Annotated in this window: 23 protein-coding genes and 1 pseudogene; 13 read left to right on the forward strand and 11 right to left on the reverse strand. The window is 69.9% G+C overall.

Features of this window, described 5'->3' with window-relative positions; genetic code table 11:
- Positions 1-41 precede the first annotated feature (41 nt).
- Both ACWCQK_RS17930 and ACWCQK_RS17935 read left to right on the forward strand, forming a co-directional pair.
- On the forward strand, positions 42-644 hold the full coding sequence (locus ACWCQK_RS17930) for a hypothetical protein (protein ID WP_451156112.1): 603 nt from the start codon (positions 42-44) through the stop codon (positions 642-644).
- Between the two features lie 115 nt (positions 645-759).
- Positions 760-1,110: a DUF2516 family protein gene (locus ACWCQK_RS17935; protein WP_451156364.1), complete on the forward strand. Its 351-nt coding sequence runs from the start codon at positions 760-762 to the stop codon at positions 1,108-1,110.
- 333 nt (positions 1,111-1,443) lie between these two features.
- Here the strand turns inward: ACWCQK_RS17935 and ACWCQK_RS17940 are convergent, their stop codons facing one another.
- The 3 genes from ACWCQK_RS17940 to ACWCQK_RS17950 form a co-directional block, all read right to left on the reverse strand.
- Complete coding sequence (locus ACWCQK_RS17940; RefSeq protein ID WP_451156113.1) at positions 1,444-2,778, reverse strand: PP2C family protein-serine/threonine phosphatase; 1,335 nt, start codon at positions 2,776-2,778, stop codon at positions 1,444-1,446.
- 248 nt (positions 2,779-3,026) lie between these two features.
- On the reverse strand, positions 3,027-4,112 hold the full coding sequence (locus ACWCQK_RS17945; protein ID WP_451156114.1) for an NlpC/P60 family protein: 1,086 nt from the start codon (positions 4,110-4,112) through the stop codon (positions 3,027-3,029).
- A 448-nt stretch (positions 4,113-4,560) separates the two neighbouring features.
- Entirely contained in the window at positions 4,561-5,373 is an 813-nt protein-coding gene (locus ACWCQK_RS17950; protein ID WP_451156115.1) for a class I SAM-dependent methyltransferase, read from the reverse strand.
- 205 nt (positions 5,374-5,578) lie between these two features.
- Between ACWCQK_RS17950 and mshA the strand changes: the two genes are divergently transcribed.
- Entirely contained in the window at positions 5,579-6,919 is a 1,341-nt protein-coding gene (gene mshA, locus ACWCQK_RS17955; RefSeq protein WP_451156116.1) for a D-inositol-3-phosphate glycosyltransferase, read from the forward strand.
- Positions 6,912-7,412: a YbjN domain-containing protein gene (locus tag ACWCQK_RS17960; RefSeq protein WP_451156117.1), complete on the forward strand. Its 501-nt coding sequence runs from the start codon at positions 6,912-6,914 to the stop codon at positions 7,410-7,412. The genes mshA and ACWCQK_RS17960 overlap by 8 nt, the downstream gene beginning before the upstream one ends.
- Here ACWCQK_RS17960 and ACWCQK_RS17965 read toward each other — a convergent pair.
- Positions 7,381-8,292 carry an AraC family transcriptional regulator gene (locus tag ACWCQK_RS17965; RefSeq protein WP_451156118.1) on the reverse strand — a complete coding sequence of 304 codons (912 nt, stop codon included), beginning with the start codon at positions 8,290-8,292 and terminating at the stop codon, positions 7,381-7,383. The genes ACWCQK_RS17960 and ACWCQK_RS17965 overlap by 32 nt on opposite strands.
- 49 nt (positions 8,293-8,341) lie before the next feature.
- Between ACWCQK_RS17965 and ACWCQK_RS17970 the strand changes: the two genes are divergently transcribed.
- The gene (locus ACWCQK_RS17970) at positions 8,342-8,764 is read left to right on the forward strand and encodes a DUF2000 family protein (RefSeq protein WP_451156119.1); all 423 of its coding nucleotides are present in this window, start codon (positions 8,342-8,344) and stop codon (positions 8,762-8,764) included.
- Between the two features lie 52 nt (positions 8,765-8,816).
- On the opposite strand, the gene ACWCQK_RS17975 is transcribed toward ACWCQK_RS17970, so the two are convergent.
- Complete coding sequence (locus tag ACWCQK_RS17975) at positions 8,817-10,073, reverse strand: MDR family MFS transporter (protein ID WP_451156120.1); 1,257 nt, start codon at positions 10,071-10,073, stop codon at positions 8,817-8,819.
- A gap of 183 nt (positions 10,074-10,256) precedes the next feature.
- Between ACWCQK_RS17975 and ACWCQK_RS17980 the strand changes: the two genes are divergently transcribed.
- Complete coding sequence (locus tag ACWCQK_RS17980) at positions 10,257-11,018, forward strand: phosphoglyceromutase (RefSeq protein ID WP_451156121.1); 762 nt, start codon at positions 10,257-10,259, stop codon at positions 11,016-11,018.
- Positions 11,019-11,096: 78 nt separating this feature from the next.
- Here the strand turns inward: ACWCQK_RS17980 and ACWCQK_RS17985 are convergent.
- A pseudogene (locus ACWCQK_RS17985) lies at positions 11,097-11,664 on the reverse strand (site-specific integrase); the annotation flags it as partial.
- A 243-nt stretch (positions 11,665-11,907) separates the two neighbouring features.
- Between ACWCQK_RS17985 and ACWCQK_RS17990 the strand changes: the two are divergent.
- The 3 genes from ACWCQK_RS17990 to ACWCQK_RS18000 all read left to right on the forward strand — a co-directional run bounded on the left by ACWCQK_RS17990 (position 11,908) and on the right by ACWCQK_RS18000 (position 14,236).
- Entirely contained in the window at positions 11,908-12,513 is a 606-nt protein-coding gene (locus tag ACWCQK_RS17990) for a hypothetical protein (protein ID WP_451156122.1), read from the forward strand.
- 290 nt (positions 12,514-12,803) lie between these two features.
- Positions 12,804-12,980, forward strand: a complete 177-nt coding sequence (locus ACWCQK_RS17995) for a hypothetical protein (RefSeq protein WP_451156123.1) — start codon at positions 12,804-12,806, stop codon at positions 12,978-12,980.
- Positions 12,981-13,615: 635 nt separating this feature from the next.
- Positions 13,616-14,236 carry a hypothetical protein gene (locus ACWCQK_RS18000; protein ID WP_451156124.1) on the forward strand — a complete coding sequence of 207 codons (621 nt, stop codon included), beginning with the start codon at positions 13,616-13,618 and terminating at the stop codon, positions 14,234-14,236.
- A 285-nt stretch (positions 14,237-14,521) separates the two neighbouring features.
- Here ACWCQK_RS18000 and ACWCQK_RS18005 read toward each other — a convergent pair whose 3' ends face one another.
- Positions 14,522-15,016 (reverse strand): DUF5959 family protein, encoded by a 495-nt coding sequence (locus tag ACWCQK_RS18005; RefSeq protein WP_451156125.1) that lies wholly within the window; start codon positions 15,014-15,016, stop codon positions 14,522-14,524.
- A 236-nt stretch (positions 15,017-15,252) separates the two neighbouring features.
- Positions 15,253-15,489 (reverse strand): hypothetical protein, encoded by a 237-nt coding sequence (locus tag ACWCQK_RS18010; protein WP_451156126.1) that lies wholly within the window; start codon positions 15,487-15,489, stop codon positions 15,253-15,255.
- A 624-nt stretch (positions 15,490-16,113) separates the two neighbouring features.
- On the opposite strand from ACWCQK_RS18010, the gene ACWCQK_RS18015 reads away from it, so the two are divergent.
- Both ACWCQK_RS18015 and ACWCQK_RS18020 read left to right on the forward strand, forming a co-directional pair.
- The gene (locus ACWCQK_RS18015) at positions 16,114-16,902 is read left to right on the forward strand and encodes a hypothetical protein (protein ID WP_451156127.1); all 789 of its coding nucleotides are present in this window, start codon (positions 16,114-16,116) and stop codon (positions 16,900-16,902) included.
- Positions 16,903-17,074: 172 nt separating this feature from the next.
- Complete coding sequence (locus tag ACWCQK_RS18020; RefSeq protein WP_451156128.1) at positions 17,075-17,560, forward strand: cupin domain-containing protein; 486 nt, start codon at positions 17,075-17,077, stop codon at positions 17,558-17,560.
- Positions 17,561-17,590: 30 nt separating this feature from the next.
- On the opposite strand, the gene ACWCQK_RS18025 is transcribed toward ACWCQK_RS18020, so the two are convergent.
- Positions 17,591-17,971 carry a DUF5958 family protein gene (locus tag ACWCQK_RS18025; RefSeq protein ID WP_451156129.1) on the reverse strand — a complete coding sequence of 127 codons (381 nt, stop codon included), beginning with the start codon at positions 17,969-17,971 and terminating at the stop codon, positions 17,591-17,593.
- Positions 17,972-18,147: 176 nt separating this feature from the next.
- Here ACWCQK_RS18025 and ACWCQK_RS18030 point away from each other — a divergent pair, with 176 nt between their 5' ends.
- A complete protein-coding gene (locus tag ACWCQK_RS18030) occupies positions 18,148-18,753 on the forward strand; it encodes a flavin reductase family protein (protein ID WP_451156130.1) in 606 nt (201 codons plus the stop codon).
- Positions 18,754-19,354: 601 nt separating this feature from the next.
- Positions 19,355-19,879: a hypothetical protein gene (locus tag ACWCQK_RS18035; RefSeq protein WP_451156131.1), complete on the forward strand. Its 525-nt coding sequence runs from the start codon at positions 19,355-19,357 to the stop codon at positions 19,877-19,879.
- A gap of 239 nt (positions 19,880-20,118) precedes the next feature.
- On the opposite strand, the gene ACWCQK_RS18040 is transcribed toward ACWCQK_RS18035, so the two are convergent.
- Positions 20,119-20,274, reverse strand: coding sequence for a hypothetical protein (locus ACWCQK_RS18040; RefSeq protein WP_451156132.1), 156 nt, complete (start codon positions 20,272-20,274; stop codon positions 20,119-20,121).
- Between the two features lie 223 nt (positions 20,275-20,497).
- The gene (phoU, locus tag ACWCQK_RS18045; protein ID WP_451156133.1) at positions 20,498-21,193 is read right to left on the reverse strand and encodes a phosphate signaling complex protein PhoU; all 696 of its coding nucleotides are present in this window, start codon (positions 21,191-21,193) and stop codon (positions 20,498-20,500) included.
- Positions 21,194-21,302 lie beyond the last annotated feature (109 nt).

The raw sequence follows: 21,302 nt of genomic DNA on the forward strand, positions 1-21,302 counted from the left end.
AAAACCCTCAGCCGAACGTGAATTCCGGGAGGACCATCACCATGGCCATCACCGATGACCTGCGCAAGACCCTCAGCGACCCGACCCCGTTCTACTTCGCCGCCGGCACCGCCGACCTGGCCCTGCAGCAGGCCCGGCGGGTCCCCGGTCTGGTGGAGCAGCTGCGCGCCGAGGCTCCGGCCCGGTTCGAGGCCGTCCGCGGCACCGACCCGAAGGCCGTGCAGGAGAAGGCCGCCGCCCGCGCCAAGGAGGCGCAGGAGAGCCTTCAGACGAAGGTCGGCGAGTTCATCAACACCCTCGACGGTGACCTGAAGAAGCTGGGCGAGAGCGCCCAGGACCTCGCGCTGCGCGGGGTCGGCGTCGCCGCCGAGTACGCCGTGAAGGCGCGCGAGACCTACGAGAAGGTCGCCGAGCACGGCGAGCAGGCCGTGCGGACCTGGCGCGGCGAGGCCGCCGACGAGATCGAGGACCTGGCGATCGCCGTCGAGCCGAACTCCGAGCCGGCCGTGGTCAGGCAGGAGCCGAAGCCCGCCGCCGCGGCCGAGGTCAAGGCCGAGCCCGTCACGGACCGGAAGCCCGTGGCGAAGAAGGCTCCGGCCCCGCGCAAGGCCACCGTCAAGAAGCCGACGCCGCCCGCCAAGTAATCGGGGACGGTATGCGTACGGGCCGGGCACCTCTGGGGTGCCCGGCCCGTTCTACGGGTACGGTGGCCGAAGGAGCCATGGTCATGGGAGTCGGAGAGAACGGACGGTGGGCAGCATGCTGGCGTTGGGCTTCGCAGGATTCCTGGGGCTCTTGAAGATCCTTCTCATGGTCCTGGCGGCGTTCGGGCTGTTCGACGCCGTGTTCCGGCGTGAGGACGCCTTTCGCGCGGCCGACAAGCAGAACAAGGTCTTCTGGCTGATCATCCTCACCATCGCGCTCGTGGTGAGCTATCTGTTCTCGATCTTCTCGATGCTGCCGATCGCCGGCGCGGTCGCGAGCATCGTCTACATCGTGGATGTGCGGCCCGCCGTCAAGCAGGCCTCCGGCGGTGGCAGCGGCTGGGGCCGCCGCCGCGGCGGAAGCAGCAGTGACGGCCCCTACGGCCCCTACAACGGCGGCCGCTGACCGCGTCGCCGCTCCCTCAGGACCCACGGGCCTCCGAGAACCGGCCGACGGTCGTTCCAGAGACCGTCGCTTGGTCCTCGGGGGCCGGCCGTGGGCCGCTGAGGATATTGCCGCCAGTCGCTCAGGGCCCGTCGGCTGTGTCGCCGGGCGGGCCCTGAATCTGTTTCCGGAACCCGCCGCATCCTCCGCGGGTCTCTTGGAATCCGGCGGAGAGCTCTCAGGGCCTCCGCAGGTCTCTCGGGGACCCCGCAGGTTCTGTCGGGACCCCTCGGCGGGTTCTCCGGCGACATCGCCTCTCAGGTCACCCCGCCCGGGGTCCCGCCGGCGGGTTCCTCAGGGGACCCGGTCCAGCAGTACCACCGCGACGTCGTCCGTCAGCTCGCCGCCGTTCAGCTCGCGGACCTCGTTGACCGCGGCCCGCAGCAGCTGTTCGCCGTGCAGGCCGGACGTGAGCTGGCGGCGGACCATCTCGACCATGCCGTCCTGGCCGAGCCGCTCCCGGCCCGCCCCGACCCGGCCCTCGATCAGACCGTCGGTGTAGAGCATCAGGCTCCACTCGGCGCCCAGCTCCACCTGCATGCGCGGCCAGCGGGCGCCGGGCAGCAGCCCGAGCGCGGGGCCGTTGTTGTCGTACGGCAGCAGCTCCGCGGGCCGGCCCGGACGGGAGATCAGCGGAGACGGGTGACCCGCCAGGCACAGGCCCGCGCGGCGGCCGTCCGGCGCGATGTCCACCGTGCACAGCGTCGCGAAGATCTCGTCGTCGCCCCGCTCGTGCTCCAGCACCTGCTGCAACGTGCCGAGCAGGTGGTCGCCGCACAGGCCCGCCAGGGTCAGCGCGCGCCACGCGATGCGCAGCTCCACGCCGAGCGCCGCCTCGTCCGGGCCGTGCCCGCAGACGTCGCCGATCATGGCGTGCACGGTGCCGTCGGGGGTGCGGACGATGTCGTAGAAGTCACCGCCGAGCAGCGCCCGCGAGCGGCCGGGCCGGTAGCGGGCGGCGAAACGCAGAGCCGAGCCCTCCAGCAGGGGGGTCGGCAGCAGGCCGCGCTCCAGACGGGCGTTCTCCTGGGCGCGCAGCTTGCCCTCGGCGAGCCGCCGCTCGGCGCTGTCGGAACGTTTCCGCTCCACCGCGTACCGGATCGCCCGGCTCAGCAGCCGGCCGTCCAGCTCGTCCCGGAAGAGGTAGTCCTGGGCGCCGACCCGTACCGCCTGGGCGCCGCGCTCGGCGTCGCCGGACGCGGTGAGCGCGAGGACGGCGTGCCGGGGCGCGAGCCGCAGCACGTGCTTCAGCACGGCGAGCTCGTCGTCATCGTCGCCGGACGGGCGGGCGGGCGCCGACAGCGCCAGGTCCAGCAGGATGCACTGGACGTCGTCGGTGAGCAGCCGCTCGGCCTCGGTGAGGTTGCGGGCGGTGCGGACGCGGATCGGGTTGCCGGCCGAGTCGAGCAGGTCGGGCACGATCGGCGATCCCGCCGGATCGTCCTCGATCAGCAGGAGCGTGAGGTGGGTGTTGGCGGTGGCGTTCGGCTGGGTGGTGGCGGCGGTGTCGTCGACCGTGGCTTCCTTGCGCGGGGTCTCTTCCTTCGAGGGGCCGCTCTGGGACACGGCCTGCGCCTGACCACACTCCACGGCCGGGATCGCTCTCTGCCGCGGCACGGGTACGGGCATCGTCTGGGTTCCTTCCCTCCCCCCGAGGGCATGGCGGACAGAGGGACCTCCATCCACCGACGGGGACCATAGCGGTTGTCGGCGCCGCAACGGAATGGTGTGAGGCAGGCCGCTTCGCTTCAGACCGCAGTCATATGCCGTTTTACGTAACGCAGTTGGGCAGGGGTCCTGTGCAGCGGAGATGACGAACGTCACGTCCGTGCCGGGTTTGCCCGCGACCCCGGGTGCGCTGGGTCACGTGGGCCGGGTCACGCGTCCGGCCGGACCACTCCGAGGATCGGCATCGTGCCCGCGCCCGCCAGTGTCACGGTCCGTCCCGGCCGCGGGGCGTGGATGATCGCGCCGTCGCCCACGTACATCGCGACATGGCTGGCGTCGCCGAAGTAGATGATCAGGTCGCCGGGGCGCATGTCCTTGATGTCGACGTGCTTGAGCTGCTTCCACTGCTCCTGCGAGGTGCGCGGGATGCCGTGGCCGGCGCTCGCCCAGGCCTGTGAGGTCAGGCCCGAGCAGTCGTACGACTTCGGTCCCTCGGCACCCCACTCGTACGGCTTGCCCATCTGGGCCGTCGCGAACTGCACGGCCTTCTTGCCCTGCTCGGACGCCTTGCCCTTGATCTCGTCGAGGATGCCGGAGTCCAGCCAGGCGGTCTGTGCCTGGTGCGCGGCCGCCGCCTCCAGCTCGGCGAGGCGTTCCTTCTCCTCTTTCTCCAGCTGGGACTCGAGCGTCTTCGCCGCCGCGATCTGCTTCTCGATCTTCTTCTGGGCGGCGGCGCGGATCTGGCGGTCGGCCTCCAGCTTCTGCCACTGGGCGGTGGCGTCCTTGGCGTACTGCTCCAAGTCCTGCTGGGTACGGGTCATTTCGCCGATGAGGCCCTTGGTCGCCCGCTCGCCCTGGATCACCCGGCCCGCTCCGTCGAGGAACTCCTGCGGGTTGTCGCTCAGCATCAGCTGGGCCTCGTCGGGGAGTCCGCCGCCGCGGTACTGGGCGCGGGCCGCGGCGCCCGCGCGGTCCTTCAACTCGTCCAGCCTGTCCTGGCCCTGCACGATCTTCTTGGCCAGCTCGACGATCTCCGCGGACTGCTTCCGCGTCCGCTCCTCGGCGGCGTTGTACGCGTCGGTGGCGACGGACGCCGCGTGGTAGAGCTGGTCGAGCTTCTCGCGGACGGCCTCAAGGTCCTTGCCGGGCTTGACCTTCGGGGCCGCGCCGGAACCGGCGGTCGGAGGGGTGGTCGGCGTGGGGGCCGCGAACGCGGTGCCAGGCACCGCCAGGACGGTGATCGCGCAGACGACGGTCACGGCCGCCGCGATCAGACCGCGCTTGCCCGTACCCATACCTCGTCCCCCCAAGCTGATTAACCGTCAGTAACTTCGCACGCCTGGGGGATCGTGCCATGTCGGCGCGGAAAACGACAGAGGCAGCGCTTCCGCCTCACTTCCCCCTCATCCGCCCCGGCATGACGATCTCCCCGCCTTTGTGACGAACGACTCGTGGAGATCGTTCCTCACGGACCGACGCGGGCAGGCCAATGCGGCCGCACCGACGCGTGAACGGGCCGCTGCGAAAGGGTGAAGCGGATGGTCCTCGGTGGGCGGATTCGACCGTTTCAGGGTCTTGGTCCGAAACCTCCGTGCGGCGGTCGGGCCACCGAGCCGAGCCGAGTTGCGCCGAGTTGCGCCTACCCACGCCGTGCCGAGCCGTGCCGACCAACGCCGAGCCGACCCAGGTCGCGCCGACCCACCCCGCGCTCGCCGGCCGAAGCCGCGCGCCGCCCGTCCCGGTTCACCCCCGAGGCGCCAGCGCCTCCCACCGCACCGTCACTTCGCCCTGCCGCCACCGCGCCGGCCGGTCCGTCACCGGCCAGTCCGCCGTCAGGTCCCGTACCGCCCGGATCCAGCGCTGACGCGCTCCGTACGAGGCGTAGGGCGCGGCGGCGGCCCACGCGCGGTCGAAGTCGCGCAGGAAGGCGTGCACCGGCTCGCCGGGAACGTTGCGGTGGATGAGTGCCTTGGGCAGGCGTTCGGCCAGGTCCGACGGGCGGTGCAGGGAACCCAGCCGGGTCGCGAAGGTGACCGTGCGCGGTCCCTCCGGGCCGAGCGCGACCCACACGTGCCGGCGGCCGATCTCGTCGCAGGTCCCCTCGACGAGCAGTCCGCCCGGAGAGCCCTCCGTCGCGGGGGCGAGGCGGGAACACAGCCGCTCCCAGACCGCGGCGACCTCGGCCTCGTCGTACTGGCGCAGGACGTTGGCCGCCCGGACCAGGTGCGGCCGGCGGGGGAGGGGGAGTTCGAAGCCGCCGTGCCGGAAGAGCAGTCCCTCGCGCTCGTAGGGTCTGGCCGCCGCCACCCGGGCCGGTTCGATCTCGAAGCCCACCACGCGCGCGTGGGGCGCGACGGAGCGCAGGCGCCCCAGCAGCTCGACGGCCGTCCAGGGGGCGGCCCCGTATCCGAGGTCGATCGCCAAGGGGTCGGCCGCGCGCCGCAGCTCCACGCCGTGCGTGGCCGCGATCCAGCGGTCCATGCGGCGCAGCCGGTTCGGATGGGTGGTCCCGCGCGTGACCGTGCCCACGGGGCGGGCGGGGGCGCGGGATGTCATACCTACGAGGGTATGCGGACGCGACAAGAGGGACGCGCGGCCGCGGGGGTACGCCTCCCACCCTCGAACGGTTGAGCGACAACCGGTAACGCCTCGGCAAAAACCGGCCCGCCTGGAATGGGAACAGCGTCCTCCGGTGTTGGAACGGCTCGGAGGGCGCGCCGTGTCCTCCCAACGGCATGCCCGCAGCGAGGAGGAACGCGACGTGAGCCAGTACGTCAGCAGGCTCGGGCGTCGCTCACCGGCCACGCCCTCGCGGCTCAGGCTGCCGCTCCGCAAGCCCCGCAGGGTCGCCATGCTCTCCGTGCACACCTCACCCCTGCACCAGCCCGGCACGGGCGACGCCGGCGGCATGAACGTCTACATCGTGGAGCTCGCGCAGCGCCTCGCCGCGATCAACATCGAGGTCGAGATCTTCACCCGCGCCACCACCGGCGCCCTCCCGCCGACCGTCGAACTCGCCCCCGGCGTCCTCGTCCGGCACGTCGACGCGGGCCCCTACGAGGGCCTCGCCAAGGAGGAGCTGCCGGCCCAGCTCTGCGCCTTCACCCACGGCGTGATGCAGGCCTGGGCGGGGCACCGCCCCGGCTACTACGACCTGGTCCACTCGCACTACTGGCTCTCCGGCCACGTCGGCTGGCTCGCCGCCCAGCGCTGGGGCGCCCCCCTGGTGCACGCCATGCACACCATGGCCAAGGTCAAGAACGCCAGCCTGGCCGAGGGCGACACGCCCGAGCCCGCCGCCCGCGTGATCGGTGAGACCCAGATCGTCAGCGCCGCCGACCGGCTCATCGCCAACACCGCCGAGGAGGCCGACGAGCTGGTCCGGCACTACGCCGCCGACCCCCGCAAGGTCGCCGTCGTCCACCCGGGGGTGAATCTCGACCGTTTCTGTCCCGCGGACGGCCGCGCCGCCGCCCGCGCCCGGCTGGACCTCCCGCAGGACGCCCTGATCCCCCTCTTCGCGGGCCGTATCCAGCCCCTCAAGGCCCCCGACGTGCTGCTGCGCGCGGTCGCCGTGCTCCTCGACGAACGCCCCGACCTGCGTAAACGCCTGGTCGTACCGATCGTGGGCGGCCCCAGCGGCAGCGGTCTGGCCAAGCCGGAAGGCCTCCAGAAGCTCGCCGCGCGGCTGGGCGTCGCCGATGTCGTACGGTTCCGGCCGCCGGTCGACCAGGAGCGGCTCGCGGACTGGTTCCGCGCCGCGTCCGTCCTCGTCGTCCCCTCCTACAGCGAGTCCTTCGGGCTGGTCGCGATAGAGGCCCAGGCGGCCGGCACGCCGGTGCTCGCCGCCTCGGTCGGCGGCCTGCCGGTGGCTGTGTGCGACGGCCGGACCGGCGTACTGGTCCAGGGCCACGATCCGGCCGCCTACGCGCGCGTGCTGGCCGAATTCGCCGACCGCCCCGAACTGGCCGCCCGGATGGGCGTCGCCGCCGCCCGGCACGCCCAGTCGTTCGGCTGGGACACCGCGGCCGCGGCCACCGCGGACGTCTACACGGCGGCGGTGCAGGCCCACCGGCGTCGCGTACGCTCCCACCATGGCTGATGTCGACCGGGCCGCACAGGTCATCGAGGGCTTCCTGAAGGACGCCGAGCTGGAGTGGGAGAGCCCCGAACCCGGCACCTACGTCGTGCAGCTGCCCGGCACCCGCAAGCTGAAGACGACCGTCTCCCTCGTGGTCGGCCGCCACTCCCTCTCGCTGAACGCCTTCGTCATCCGCCACCCCGACGAGAACGAGGCGGGCGTCCACCGCTGGCTCCTGGAGCGCAACCTCAAGCTGTACGGCGTGAGTTACGCCGTCGACCGGCTCGGCGACGTCTACGTCACGGCCCGCCTCCCGCTCGCCACGGTTACCGCCGAGGAGACCGACCGCCTTCTCGGCCAGGTCCTGGAGGCCGCCGACGGCGCCTTCAACACCCTGCTGGAGCTGGGTTTCGCCTCCGCGATCCGCAAGGAGTACGCCTGGCGGGTGTCCCGCGGCGAACCGACCGGCAACCTCGACGCGTTCAGCCATCTGACCCGGCGCCAGGCCGACTGACCCGCTGCGGGGACGGAGGCTCGGGCGGTGACGGGGACGCAGTAGGGCCGAGGCGGTAGCGCCCCGGTGTCACCCCCACCAGCCTCTTGAAGTGCCGTGTCAGATGGGCCTGGTCGTAGAAACCGGTCGCCGCCGCCACCTCGGCCGGCGGCCGCCCGTCGAGCAGGAGGCGGCGCGCCCGGTCGACCCGGCGGGACATCAGGTACTGGTGCGGGGCGATGCCGTACGCCCCGCTGAACGCCCGTACCAGATGCGCGGGATGGGCGGGTACGAGCCCGGTGGCCTCGTCGAGCGTGAGGCCCTCGACCACGCGCTCGTCGAGCAGTTCGCGCAGCCGGCGGGCGACGACGGGGTCCCGGCGCGCGGCCCGTACGCCGTCCCGCGTGGCGTCCCCTCCGGCGTCCCGGGGCCGCAGCCGTGCCCGCAGCCGCTCGCCGACGAGTGTCAGCCGGCTCTCCGCCTCCAGCTCGTCACCGGGGTGCGTGAGCGCGGTGTGCAGTTGCCCGACGCGCCGCCGCAGCAGCGGATCGCGCAGATCGGGCCCGTCCACGGCCGCCCCGATCAGCTCGTCCCCCAGCCGTGAGCTGTCCAGGTAGAGCACCCGTTTGCGGAAACCGCCCGGGGTGGCGGGCGAGCCGTTGTGCGGGACGTGCGGCGGCAGCAGCGACACCACGTCGTCCGGGGTGCCGTGCTCGTGCCGGTCGAGGTCGTACCGTACGGCCCCGTCGTCCACGATGAGCAGCGTCCACGCCTCGTGCACATGCATCGGATACGCGTACCGCGTGAAGTGCGCGTGGAAGACCTCGACGACACCCGGCACCCGTGGGCGCCAGGCGGAGACGCTGTCGCCCCCGTCCCGCTCGGTGCGTTCGCCGGCCATGCAAAGAACGTACAAGACCACGTCGTACGACGTCGGGCAGCCTCGAGACATGAGCGAGCAGCCCCGTTTCGACACCAAGATCGCCGTCCTGCTGCGGGAGGACCTGGAGACCTGGCAGCGCCTGAACGTCACCGCGTTCCTGGTGAGCGGCCTCGGTACGACCGTCCCCGAGGTGATCGGCGCCCCGTACGAGGACGCGGACGGCGTCCCCTACCTGCCGATGTTCCGCCAGCCGGTGCTGGTCTTCGAGGGGACGAAGGAGACGCTGACGGCGGCCCACACCCGGACCCTCTCGCGTGCCCTGCCCCGAGCGCTGTTCACCTCCGACCTCTTCGCCACGGGCAACGACCGGGACAACCGGGCGGCCGTGCGCGCGGCGCCGACGGCCGGGCTGGATCTGGTGGGGCTGGTGGTGTACGGGCCGCGGAACGCGGTGGACAAGGTGCTGAAGGGGGCGCGGATGCACCCCTGAAGCGGGTGAGCGGTGCGGCATCGCTGGAAAGCGGGGCGAGTGGTTCAGGGGCTCAGGCGGCGCTGATCTCGGACCTGGTCTCCACGGGCCGTTGCGCCACGCGCTCGTCCGCGGGCAGCCTCCGCATCAGCGCCCCGTACCCGACCGCGGCGCCGGTCCCGACGACCGCGCACAGGCCCCACAGCCACTCCGCCCCGAACCGGTCGATGACGAAGCCGGACATCAGCGGGGCCACCAGCGCGGCGACGGACCAGGACATGGTGTACATGCCCTGGTAGCGCCCGCGCCCGTGGACCGGGGAGAGCCGGACGATCAGCCCGGTCTGCGTCGGCGCGCTGACGATCTCGGCGAGCGTCCACACGCACACCGTCAGGGCGAAGACGCCGACGGATCCGGCGAGGGCGGTGAGCCCGAAGCCGTACCCCGCCAGCAGGGACGAGAGGACGAGCAGCCGCCGCGGGTCCCGGTGCTCGATGAACCGGGTGACGGGGATCTGGAGCGCGACGATGAGGACGCCGTTGACGGCGATGGCCATGCCGTAGTCGGCCGGGGTGAACCCCGCCTCGCCCATGGCGACGGGCAGTCCGACCGCGCCCTGCTGGAAGATCAGCGCGACGAGGAAGGACAGCCCGACCACGCTCATGAAACGCCCGTCGCGCAGCACGGTCCCGAGCCCCACCTCGTCGGCCGCCCGCTTCTCGGCCGCCGTGCGCTGCGGCCGGGACTCGGGCACCTTCAGGAACACGACGAGCGCGCAGGCCAGGGTCATCCCCGCCTCGATCAGGAACCCGGCGAGGTAGCTGAACTCGGCGATGAAGCCGGCGGCCATCGAGGAGACGGCGAAACCGAGGTTGATGGCCCAGTAGTTGAGGGAGAAGGCCCGCACCCGGTCCTCGGGCCGCACGATGTCGGCCATCATCGCCTGCACGGCCGGCCGGGAGGCGTTGGCGGCCATCCCGACGAGGCAGGCGACACCGGCGATGGCGACGGGATCGCGCATGAACCCGAGCAGTGCCACCGACAGGGCGGTGGCCACCTGGGCGATCAGCATCGTGGGCCGCCGCCCGAACCGGTCGGCCATCACCCCCGCGCCCAGGGAGGAGACGACCCCGCCGAGCCCGTGCAACGAGGCCACCAGACCGGCGTACGCGGGGGAGTACCCGCGGTCGAGGGTCAGGTACAGCGCCATGAAGGTGGCGACGAAGGCACCGAGCCGGTTGACGAGCGTGCTGGTCCACAGCCACCAGAACTCGCGGGGCAGCCCGGAAAGGGTCTCGCGAGTGGCGCGTCTCAGGGTGGCGACGGACATAGGGGACCCCCACGGATGGACGGATGCAAGCGCAGATGTAAGCGGCTCGGGCGGCGTACACAACTTACGGTCGGTGGCTCCGCGCGGACCACTCGATTAACAGATCCCGTCAACCGTCGGCCCAACCGTCCGCCCTGCGGGCAGGGGCGCTCGGCCCCAAAACCTTCGATTACGCTCATACGCATGGCCGACGCACCGTACAAGCTGATCCTCCTCCGCCACGGCGAGAGCGAGTGGAACGCGAAGAACCTGTTCACCGGCTGGGTGGACGTCAATCTCAACGAGAAGGGCGAGAAGGAGGCAGTCCGCGGTGGCGAACTCCTGAAGGACGCCGACCTCCTGCCCGACGTGGTCCACACGTCCCTCCAGAAGCGCGCCATCCGCACCGCGCAGCTGGCCCTCGAATCCGCCGACCGCCACTGGATCCCGGTCCAGCGCTCGTGGCGCCTGAACGAGCGCCACTACGGCGCCCTCCAGGGCAAGGACAAGGCGCAGACCCTCGCGGAGTTCGGCGAGGAGCAGTTCATGCTCTGGCGCCGCTCCTACGACACCCCGCCGCCGCCCATCGAGCCCGGCTCGGAGTTCTCCCAGGCGGACGACGCGCGCTACGCGTCCATCCCCCCGGAGCTGCGCCCCCTCACGGAGTGCCTGAAGGACGTCGTCGAGCGCATGCTCCCGTACTGGTACGACGACATCGTCCCCGACCTCCTCGACGGCCGCACGGTCCTCGTCGCCGCCCACGGCAACAGCCTGCGCGCCCTGGTCAAGCACCTCGACGGCATCTCCGACGCCGACATCGCGAGCCTGAACATCCCCACGGGCATCCCCCTGTACTACGAACTCGACGCCGACTTCAAGCCGCTCACCCCCGGCGGCACGTACCTCGACCCGGAGGCCGCGGCAGCGGCGATCGAGGCGGTCAAGAACCAGGGCAAGAAGAAGTAGATTTTGTGATCATGCCCCCGACCTGCGCATACGGCGCGAGTCGGGGGCGTCTTCATGAGCCGGGCCCTCTGTGGGACCTCAGCGCAGCGGCTCTTGCTGCGGTCGGAGTGCCTGGCTGAGGGCCTTCCGGGCGCGGTCCCGGCTGCTGGGCATGAGGTGCGCGTACACCTGCAGCGTCAGGCCCGGGTCGGAGTGCCCCAGGTACTCGCTGACAGCCTTGATGCTCTCTCCCGTGTCCAGCGGAACCGACGCGTAGAAGTGCCGCAGAGCGTGCATGCCGCGCTCCCGCGGGGCAGCGTGCTCGCGGCGCTTGGCCTTCGGGATGACGCCCACGGATGCCAGAGCGGGCTTCCAGTGGTCCTCATTCAGCGACGTCCGCCGGACGTGGCCGCCGTTGGGCCCACTGAAGATCAGGCGCTTGGCCACGGGCTGCCCGTTCGCTCGCATCGCCGTTGCCGAAGTCCACCCCATCCACGCACAGCCCGAGGATCTCGCCTTGCCGTAGGCCGCAGCCGGCGCCCACGTCGACCATGGGCCGGAAGCGTTCGACCATGGCGCCCCGCATCGCGAAGACGCGCTCCGGCTGCCAGCGCGATGGCCGAGGTACTCGCTGAGCGCCTCGGCAAGCGTACGGCTCCCTGATCAGGCGCGACCCCAAACCGGGCAGGACACCGACCAAAGCCGCTCCGTAGGTTGTTCGGCCGCCCGGGAGGCTTAAACGGGATAATCGAGTGAAATGGGCGTTTCTCCCTCGCTTGCTGACTAGCGGGTCGTTGCCGGTCAGTACGTTCCCCACGTCGGCTCCTCCATTCGCACCCGGAGCCTGATCGCAGCGGACCCCCACGGACTGGAGAAACCGTAGATGAAAAGACACGGGTTGAGACGGCGGATGTCTGCCCTCGGCACGGCGGTGGGGCTGGGCGTCGCGCTGCCGTTCGCCCTGGCCGCGCCCGCCCATGCTCAAGCAATCTTGAGTATCAGTAAGAGCCATGAAGGGAACTTCGCACGAGGAGGGCAAGGCGCCTACAGCATCACGCTGAGCAACAGCGGTGATGACACGAGCGGCCAACTGCTGCTCACGGACAACCTTCCCGCGGGTCTCACGGTCGCGGGCCTCGACGGCTACATCTCACCCGGCTGTGACGTCACCAACGCCGGTGCGACGCTCCGTTGTGACGGCTTTGCTCTCAGCAATACTGGCTCTGCCACACTCATCGTCACCGTCAACGTCGCCGTCAACGCACCGTGTTCCGTCACCAACACCGTCACGCTCACCGAGACAGGCACCGGACAGTCCACTGTCTCGGACGGCGACCCGACGACGATCACCGGCGGCGAATGCGACGGAGGGAACAGTGGCGGCGGGGGCTCGATCCTGCCGATCAACCTCAACGGCATCATCCCGATGTTCAACAACATCACCACGAACAGCAACATCAACAGCCCCGGCGCAAGCAACAACAGCCGTCAGAACTTCGGGCTGAACGCGCCCTGAGCGCTGTAGCGTCACACCGCGGACCAGTTTTGAGCTGAATACGCAGGCCGTGCCAGGCGCGTGCCAGACGCACCGGGGAATCACGGGAAACAGCGGGCGCGGCGACGAGGCAACCCCCTCCGATCCGCGTCCGTTGTGCCGGCTCAGGCCCAGTAACTCCCCGTGGACCACCTGAGCTTCCCAGACTGATGCGCTTCGCCCCGGCGGATCAGCCAGCGCGGTTTGCGTGCTTCGATGCGCCCCCGTCGCGCCACTCCCCCACGTCAGACGCACCTCAACCATGAACCCGCATGAACGGAGTCGGAAAGTACTGGGGTTGGATCGTCTTCGCAGTGCTGATAGCCGGCTGGCTGAGCTTCGACTTCGGACCGGTCGTGCTCCTCGTCCTGTCGGGGATCAGCGCCTTCTCCTTCTTCTTCAACGTGCCCGTCTGGTGCGGAGCCGAGGGACGAGGCGAGGCCCGTTGAATCGAACTTCTAAAGCGGTGGCTCCCTGCGAACTAGCGGCAGCGGCCAGCCGGCGCAGGCCACTAATGCGCTGCCGTCCTCGGTGGGAAAAGCAGGGTGGTCCATGTCCGATCGGCAGCATCGATCAGCCCTGTGCGCACGGGCCGGCCATGTTCGCGGACGAGCTGCACTGCTCGTTCCAGCCCAAGAGGTTCGAGTCCGTGCATCCGCATGCGCTGAAGTCGGCCCTTGAAGACTCCGGCATGCTGGCCTGCGGGTTGTGCCTTGTCTGCCACCCAGTAGGTGGCACCGCTGCGGAGGGTGGCCAGAGCTACGGATCAGAGGTTCCCGTGCCACATCCGTGCCAGATCCAGCGGGGAGCCACGGGGAACGGCAGTGGCTGGCGGGTGACTGGCTCTCGATCCACCAACTGGACAATTCGTAGCTCAGAGTGGCACTCGCCCAGCCTCACTCCTCAAGGGCCCGATCCCTCGCCCCATCGCAGCTCCCGTGCAAAGCCGCTGCGCCGGCCTCCGATACCGTGCGCCTGTGGACGTCTAGCGGATGGTCCAAGCCTTGCCGTGCCGTCCGAGGTCGCCCAACCGTAGGCAGACAAGTCGACTGAACCTTGGCAAGAGAACAACTTGGAGCACTCGGTGACCGACTCTTTGGAACGCTTGGCTCAGTTGCTGCCACCGCCTGCGGCGTCCGTTACCCAGCCGCCCTGGGAGCGGTCGCGCGCGGAAGTGGGGTTCGACTTTCCCTCGGACTACCGGGCCTTCGTGGACCGCTATGGCGGAGGGGAATTCGGCACCTCGGACTGGTCGACGTTCAAGGTCTACGCGCCGTCCTCCGCAGAGCTGAAACCCGGTAAGCCTGCCGGATTTCAGGGTTTCGTGGATTACCACGTCTCGGGAACCGCCAGACTGTTCGAAGGGTGCGACGAGGACGACTGGGGCGGCACCGTCTACCCCATGCATCCCCAGCCAGGTGGCCTGCTGACGTGGGGGGAGAACAGGGAGGGGGACATTTTTTGGTGGCTGACCGAGGGCGACGATCCTGACGCATGGCCGGTGGTCATGTGGGCGCGCAGTACCGCAACGACCTACCGGTTCGACACCGGCATGGTTGAGTTCCTTCACTCCATGGTCAACGGCGACGTTCCGGGCCCCAGCTGGATGCGGTCCTCCCGGAACCGCTGGACCACGACCCATGACTGGCTGTACCGCGCCCTCACCATCTCAGCGGGCCCGGGCTCGCGTGCCGGACGTGCGTGAGCGAGCGGCCCCTCTGGCGAGCGCCAGAAGCCTGACAGAACTCGGAGCTGGTTCCCCCGCTGGGCCCTCCGGGGACGACCGACGACGACAGGCAACGACCGCCAACGACCGTACGGTCGCAGGCCAGTTGGGGTGCGCGGCCCTCTGGCCAGGTCCGAAAAAACGGGCCCACCAGACCCAGGGCAAGAAGAAGTAAGCACCTGCCTTTGAGCCACCGACCTGCGAGTTCTTCGCGGGTCGGGGGCTTTTTTGCGGGGCTGGGCCGTCAGGTGCCTGGTCGAACCGTCAGACGTTGCGAGCACGCCGCCACTCGTAAGCACCAGGTGATGTCTCGACGACCTCGCGCGGGTGGACCTCGCGCACCCGGGTGAGCAGGGCGCGCTGATCGCTGACCCACGTCGGCGGTGGTACGGACAACGGGACGGTGATCGTGACTCCTGACGATGGCCCGTCGTGCACGGACACCCGGAGCCCGCCGCTCTCGGCAGGCTTGAACTCCATCGAAGGAGTTCGCCCGGATACGAGCCACATGGCGAACCGGCCGGACTCCAGGGTCGCCAGTGCGTCCTCCCAGTCCTCCAGGTCCTCAGGGAGAAGGGTCACCGAGAAGGTGCCGTTCACGGACTCCGCCTTGATGACGATCTCGCAATCGAGGAAGTCGTGTCCGGTCAGAATGCCGGGTTGGGAGCGCCCCAGGACGCGCACGGAGACACTGTGTCCGCTGGTGCCGGGCCTGTCGGCCAGGTGGATCAGATTGACGACGCCGTCCGTCGAGTCCATGGATTCCCTCCCCGAAGTGACCAGGTCCGAGCATCCTGCCGGACCACCCGCGGACCTCACGGTTCGGGGTGCAGACGCTTCGAGTAGACATCGGACACGGTCTGCTGGTCCGCTCCTGGCTGGTCCGAAGCTGAGAGCCCTGCCTCGTCATCGGCTGATCGCTTCCGCCGAACAGGCGGAGGCACAGCAGAGGTCCCTACGGAAGAGGGCTCGTCGGAAAGAGCCTCTGCCAGTTGTCAGAGGCCCCGGTCGCGGTTCCAGCGGCTCACGTGCATCGCGTAGAAGACGTTACCGATGCCCGCGGTGAACATGAACAGCCAGAAGTGGGCCCATAGAGACTGACGCCGACGCCTCAGCCCCGCCCCGGCGATAACCGCTGCGGCAGATGCCGTAGCGGAATTCATGTTGTTGATGATGATCGTCGGAGGCTGTCCGTACGGCTGAACAGGCTGATGATCCGGCGGTGTCGCCATGCTGCGTCGACTCCTCGGTGAGCTGAGTTGCAAAAGTGAGACGCACCATAGGGGCGTTTGGACCGTCGCCATGGCCGAACCAGCTGCACGTCACCCGGTCGAGGCATGTCGCCTCCGCCCGTCTCAGTTTCCGTATAATTCAACGCCGTTCACGACCGTTCAGACGAGGTTGAGGGCTATGGGCGGGCCCCTCGATGGGCCGCCATGAACACAGGTGAACGCCGCCGTCCGCAGCCCCCGAGCCCACTGCCACAGTTGGAAAGCGTGAAGGTCCGCAGACTGGAGGACTGCCAGATGGGATGCCGGCGACTGGCACCGCAGGGGTCGGAGCCATTCAGGCGAGATGAGGCGCCGGGTCGACGGACATGCCGAGGATCTCGCCTTGTCGCAGGCGACATCCGGCGCCCACGTCGGCCATCGGTCGGAACCGAACCGGGCCGGACAAGGTGTGGAGTTGTTCCGGTGGGTGGTACCGGAAGCGCCGTCGTGACCTCAGGGATGTGGCTGATCATCGGACCGGCCGTCGGGATGTGTCCGTCAGGTCCTCGACCGGGTGCCGCTTCGAAGGAGGATGGGGGAAGAGAGGGCCTCTGACAACTCCGACAGTAGGGAGCGTTCCTTCCGATGACCGCACAGCCCGCACAGCCCGTATGCCCTGAGCGCAGTGGTCCCGGGGCCGCCTCGGTCATGGGTGTCCCGCCGTTCAAGCCGTCCCTCGTCAAAGCGGTGTTCAGGGACGTGACCCCGATGCAGGTCTCTCGGTCGGCCGCGTGGGCCGCGGCGTCGGTGACGCGGACCGTGCTGACGGAGATCATCGACGGCGCGAGGAGAGCGGCGGCGGCGCAGGCTCGGAGGAAGCTGGTTCCCGGGGACCTTCTCTCGGCGATCGACCGGAACGTCGAGCTCGAGGTGGGGGACAAGTGGTACCACCACAGCCCGACGTTTCGCGGCCTGACCGGTGTCCTGCGCGACGCCGAGGGTGTCATCGTGCCTTCTCACGAGCGCAGGGGGTCGCGTAAACCGAGTGCTGTGGTCGGCGCCCACAGGTTCGAGGCCGGGGTCAAGAGGCTGCTGTGGAGCCAGGGGGTGACGGCCGTCCCGGCGCTGGTCCGCGACCTGGACGGAATCGCGAGCGTGTTCCTGACGGACCTCGCCCGGGACGCGGCCATGGTCGTCCGCGAGGGCGGGGTCAAACGGTTCGGTACGGTCACCCCGGTGACGTCGGGCGAGCCGGCCCCACCCACGTTCCCCGAGGATTCCCTGCGGGCCATGTCCGCACGCAGAGGGGACGGGCGGACCATCGGCAGGGACGACATCCTGGACGCCGCCACGATGCAGCTGTTCGGCGGCAACCTCAGGCAGCGAGCCCTCGCCGAGGCACGCGAGGCGACACAGAACACTTCGGCCGGCTGAGCGGGTGCGTGCGACCGGCATCGCCGCCCGCACCCTCATCTGCTAGCGCGGCCGGCAGCCCTGATCTGCTGCCCGGTCCCCCGAATGGCATCCCCCGGATGCTGTGCACAGGATGGAGAGGTAGGCGCGGCCTCCAGCTCCGAGCTCTGGAGTGTTCGAGGGGATGGTTTGCATGTCGTACCCGAAGCAGGTGTATTTCGGCGATGGCGGCGAGGTCGACGCGCACTTCCTGCCGGCCGACACCGCGCCGGATGTCGGCGAACCCGGGGAGGGCATGGCCATCCGCTACCTCGCGACGAGCGGCCTCACGCATGGTGAGTTCGGCCTCTACCGGGTCATGTTGGGGGCGAAGGCGGGTGGCCCCAGGACGCATTTCCACCGGACCATCTCGGAGTCCTTCTTCATCCTCGGCGGAACCGTCCGCCTCCTCAACGGCGAGACGTGGGTGGACGGGCGGGAGGGCGACTTCTTGTACGTTCCGCAGGGCGGGCTGCACGCCTTCCGCAACGACTCCGACTCCCTGGCCGAGATGCTGCTGCTCTTCACGCCGGGCGCGCCGCGTGAGGAGTTCTTCGAGAAGATGCCGGAGATGCGTGACGCCACCGACGCGGAGCGCGCCGAGTTCTTCGACAAGCACGACCAGTATTTCGCCGACTGACCGGCGCCACCCGATCCACATCGCCGCCCGCTACGGATCCGACAGGTTGTGCCACTCGTGACCGCACCCATCGGCGCAGTGCAGCCTGCGCCTGCGGGTATCCGCGACGGTGAAGAGGGCGATGAGCAGGCGGAAGGACTTGGTGAGTTCATAGGGCGGGAGGGCGTCCATCCCGAAGCGCCACTTCGTGAGCATCACCGCGGGCGTGTGCGTGGGACGAATGCCGGAACGCGCGATGCTCTCCGGCACATCGTCCTGGCGGGCGCGGGCCTGCCCGCAGAAGAGCTCCAGTGCGTGCAGGACCTTGCGTCGGTCGTCCTCCGGGAGGCCTTCGAACCACTCGACACCCTCGGCCGTCGGTCTCAGCCCCTGCGCGAGTTGGTTCAGGACCACCTCGTGTGCGTACAACATCGGCCGTCTCCCCCGCTTTTTCGACCGACGGTACGCTCACCGGTTTCCGTGAGCGAGACAGTTTTCTACGTCACCTCTTCTACGTCAGCCGGCGCACCCCCCGATCGCTGTTCGACCGGCGGCGTACGAGACGCGTCGTGGGTGTCGCGCAACGTGCCCGGTTCGATACTGAGCGCATGCGCGTCGAATACGACCCCGAGGCCGTGGGCCGGGATGCCTTCTACAGGTTCCTGACGTCCGTGGTCGTTCCCCGCCCGATCGCCTGGGTCTCCACGGTCACGCCGGACGGAACCACGAACCTCGCCCCGCACTCCTTCTTCAGCATCGCCAGCACCGACCCCCCGATCGTCCAGTTCACCTCGATCGGGCGCAAGGATTCCCTGCGCAACGTCGAGGACACCGGGGAGTTTGTCGTCAACTTCTCCTCGGAACCGCTACTGGAGCTGATCAACGCCACCGCCATCGACTTCCCCCGGGGGGTCAGCGAGTTCGACACCGCGGGGATCGAGCGCGAGGCCAGCAGGTGTGTGCGGCCGCCCAGGGTGGCCGCGTCCCATGTGGTCCTGGAGTGCCGCTCGCACACCACCCTGCGGATGGGCAACTCCACGCTCGTCTTCGGACGGGTGGTCCATGCCGCCGCGGATGAGGACTGTCTCGCCGACGACCGTCCCAGCAGCGGCCTGCTGCGTCCGCTCACCAAACTCGGCGGCGACGAGTGGGGCACCCTGGGCGAGGTCATCCACCTGAGCCGGATCCCCTACGAGGAGCCCGACTCCGACTGACCCGCGTGGACGCCCGGCCTCCTGGATCCTCGACCGCCGAAGTGGCGGCTCTCCGGCCCCGGCTGACGCTCCGTGGCAAGGTCTCCCCGTCCACACGGCCGACCTTCCCGAACGTTCCGGCCCGCCCGGGAGAGCCCCCGTCGGAGGCCCGTCCGGCTCCGTCTCCGCGGCCGGGCTGAGGCGGTCGGCGGCGCCCCGCGCGCCCGGGCCGCCCGTCTCCTCGGTCGTCGGGGGGACTCCTCCGCGCGGTCTGGCCCCGCGTCGGGCCCATCGCCGCGCGGGAGTTGAGGCAGGGGTGCGGGACCGGCGACCGCGTGCGCGCGGGGCTCCGGTGGACACCTCCGGTGGGGCGGCGGAGCATGGATGGGGAGGGACAGCACAACGGTTCACGTGTGACCGCGTAGACGCCATGCGGGAGACGCATAACGCCCCGTGAGCACATGTTCGTCAGAGCCGGGCGCGGAGCGCGGCATGTGAGTCCGAGGTGGCCTCGTGATCTCCGGGTCCTCGGGCGGGCCGCTCGTGCGTGTCCCGGTTCGCACACACCCCAGGGCCGTCGTCGTGTTCGGCGTGCCCCTTCCCGCTCCGGGAGGAAGAAAAGATGATCCGCACTCGTCGGCTCGCCACGCTCACCCCCCTGCTCGTGTCCGCGCTGGCCCTCGGGCCGGCTGTCGCCGCGCACGGAGCGACGGGGCACACGCCTGCCGCCCCCACCAAACCCCGGTGTCTCCTCGCCCAGGACGCGGGCAACTCGAAGCCGGACGACCCGAGGTTCACCCTCTTCGCCTCCGGCTTCAAGTCCGACTCGGTGTCGTTCTCCGGCGGCAACGGGAACGGTGGCGCGAAGACCACGAACGGATCCTTCTCCGTCAACAACCTCAAGCCGGGCCGCTACGTCGCCAAGAGCCACAAGGACGGCGTAGTGAACTGCGGTCGCACACCGGGAGAGAGGGGCAACACGAACAACGAGGCCAAGACCCAGTACGGGAAGGGGTTCCTGGACGGCTACAAGACGATCAAGAAGGACTGCAAGGGGAAGCCGCCTCAGGAACTCAGGAAGTCGAACGCGGACTACGAGCGCGGCTTCAAGGACGGAGCGGCCCTGGCCTCGGACAAGTTCTGCTAGCGAGTCCGCCTCGGACAAATTCCGCTAGCGAGTCCGCTTCGGGCTGGTTCTGCCGGTAAGTCCGCATCGGATTAGCTCCGCGCGCCCGCGGGTCCGCCTCGGACGAGTTCCGCTGTCGGGACGTCCTCGGACCCGCCCCGGCCGGCACACGCTGCCGGCCGGACGCGGAGACGGCGTGGACCGCGTACGACGACCTTCGTCGCCGGACGCGGTCCACGCCGTCCGTGCCGTGTGCCGCGTCAGCCGCACTGGCAGGGGTTGCCCGACTGGCACCCGCACCCGCAGCCCGACCCGCAGCCGCACGCGCCGATCAGCGTCAGGTTCCTGATCTCGGTGGGCTGCTCGGTCGGGCGTTCCTGCGTGGGGTCGGGCGTCTTGCTGGGGGATTCGGCCATGACTCTGGGTCCCTCCTCGAGGCTGTGCCTGTGCCCATTTCATGCCCGTTCCACTGGGCGCATCAACGGCGCACTGTGGAACGGTCGCGCACGCCCCGCCCGAACCCCCCGCGCGCCCGTCCGATGACGGAGGAGCGCGGGGGGTGTCGGAGCGGGTCGCGAGGGGAGTCGGCCCAGAGGATTCCGGAGGGAATCAGGGGATTCCCGAGGGAATCCCGAAGGGTCAGGCGCCCTCGGTGCCCGGCTGGATGTCGGGCTGGATGTCGGGCTGGAGCTCGTCCGCGTGCTCGCCCGTGACCAGGAACACCACGCGCTTGGCGACCGCCACCGCGTGGTCGGCGAACCGCTCGTAGTAACGGCCGAGCAGCGTCACGTCCACGGCGGTCTCGATGCCGTGCTTCCAGCGGTCGTCCATCAGGTGCTGGAACAGCGCGCGGTGCAGCAGGTCCATGTCGTCGTCGTCGGCCTCCAGCTGGAGCGCCAGGTCGACGTCCTTCGTGATGATCACCTCGGCCGCCTTCGCCATCAGACGCTGCGCGAGCTGGCCCATCTCCAGGATCGTGGCGTGCAGGTCGTGCGGCACGGCGTGGTGCGGGAAACGCAGGCGTGCGAGCTTCGCCACATGCTGGGCGAGGTCGCCGGAGCGCTCCAGGTCGGCCGACATACGCAGTGACGTGACGACGATCCGCAGATCCGTGGCCACCGGCTGCTGCCGGGCCAGCAGGGCTATCGCACGGGCTTCCAGGTCGTGCTGGAGCTCGTCGATCTTCTTGTCGGCCTCGATGACGCTTTCGGCCAGCTTCAGATCGGAGTCCAGGATGGCGGTCGTGGCGCGTCCGATCGCCGATCCGACCAGCCGGGCCATCTCCACCAGTCCGTCGCCGATCGAGTCCAGTTCCTCGTGGTACGCGTCCCGCATCAGGATTTCCCTCTCCTACGTGTGCTGTCGGGGGTTCCGGGGGCCGGGACCCCGGCGGTGTCAGTCCTCGAACATCCTCGAACCGGCGGTGCGAACCCCACGCTCCCAC

The organism is Streptomyces sp. NPDC002306 (genome assembly GCF_053593435.1).

Coding starts and splice junctions, on each gene's coding strand:
- ACWCQK_RS17935 (WP_451156364.1), top strand. CDS start 760: ATGCTGGCGTTGGGCTTCGCAGGATTCCTGGGGCTCTTGAAGATCCTT.
- ACWCQK_RS17945 (WP_451156114.1), bottom strand. CDS start 4,112: ATGGGTACGGGCAAGCGCGGTCTGATCGCGGCGGCCGTGACCGTCGTC.
- phoU (WP_451156133.1), bottom strand. CDS start 21,193: ATGCGGGACGCGTACCACGAGGAACTGGACTCGATCGGCGACGGACTG.
- ACWCQK_RS18020 (WP_451156128.1), top strand. CDS start 17,075: ATGTCGTACCCGAAGCAGGTGTATTTCGGCGATGGCGGCGAGGTCGAC.
- ACWCQK_RS18010 (WP_451156126.1), bottom strand. CDS start 15,489: ATGGCGACACCGCCGGATCATCAGCCTGTTCAGCCGTACGGACAGCCT.
- ACWCQK_RS18005 (WP_451156125.1), bottom strand. CDS start 15,016: ATGGACTCGACGGACGGCGTCGTCAATCTGATCCACCTGGCCGACAGG.
- ACWCQK_RS17980 (WP_451156121.1), top strand. CDS start 10,257: ATGGCCGACGCACCGTACAAGCTGATCCTCCTCCGCCACGGCGAGAGC.
- ACWCQK_RS17965 (WP_451156118.1), bottom strand. CDS start 8,292: ATGGCCGGCGAACGCACCGAGCGGGACGGGGGCGACAGCGTCTCCGCC.
- ACWCQK_RS17975 (WP_451156120.1), bottom strand. CDS start 10,073: ATGTCCGTCGCCACCCTGAGACGCGCCACTCGCGAGACCCTTTCCGGG.
- ACWCQK_RS17990 (WP_451156122.1), top strand. CDS start 11,908: ATGTCTGCCCTCGGCACGGCGGTGGGGCTGGGCGTCGCGCTGCCGTTC.
- ACWCQK_RS17950 (WP_451156115.1), bottom strand. CDS start 5,373: ATGACATCCCGCGCCCCCGCCCGCCCCGTGGGCACGGTCACGCGCGGG.
- ACWCQK_RS18030 (WP_451156130.1), top strand. CDS start 18,148: ATGCGCGTCGAATACGACCCCGAGGCCGTGGGCCGGGATGCCTTCTAC.
- ACWCQK_RS18040 (WP_451156132.1), bottom strand. CDS start 20,274: ATGGCCGAATCCCCCAGCAAGACGCCCGACCCCACGCAGGAACGCCCG.
- ACWCQK_RS18015 (WP_451156127.1), top strand. CDS start 16,114: ATGACCGCACAGCCCGCACAGCCCGTATGCCCTGAGCGCAGTGGTCCC.
- ACWCQK_RS17970 (WP_451156119.1), top strand. CDS start 8,342: ATGAGCGAGCAGCCCCGTTTCGACACCAAGATCGCCGTCCTGCTGCGG.
- ACWCQK_RS17940 (WP_451156113.1), bottom strand. CDS start 2,778: ATGCCCGTACCCGTGCCGCGGCAGAGAGCGATCCCGGCCGTGGAGTGT.
- ACWCQK_RS18025 (WP_451156129.1), bottom strand. CDS start 17,971: ATGTTGTACGCACACGAGGTGGTCCTGAACCAACTCGCGCAGGGGCTG.
- ACWCQK_RS17960 (WP_451156117.1), top strand. CDS start 6,912: ATGGCTGATGTCGACCGGGCCGCACAGGTCATCGAGGGCTTCCTGAAG.
- ACWCQK_RS17930 (WP_451156112.1), top strand. CDS start 42: ATGGCCATCACCGATGACCTGCGCAAGACCCTCAGCGACCCGACCCCG.
- ACWCQK_RS18035 (WP_451156131.1), top strand. CDS start 19,355: ATGATCCGCACTCGTCGGCTCGCCACGCTCACCCCCCTGCTCGTGTCC.
- ACWCQK_RS17995 (WP_451156123.1), top strand. CDS start 12,804: ATGAACGGAGTCGGAAAGTACTGGGGTTGGATCGTCTTCGCAGTGCTG.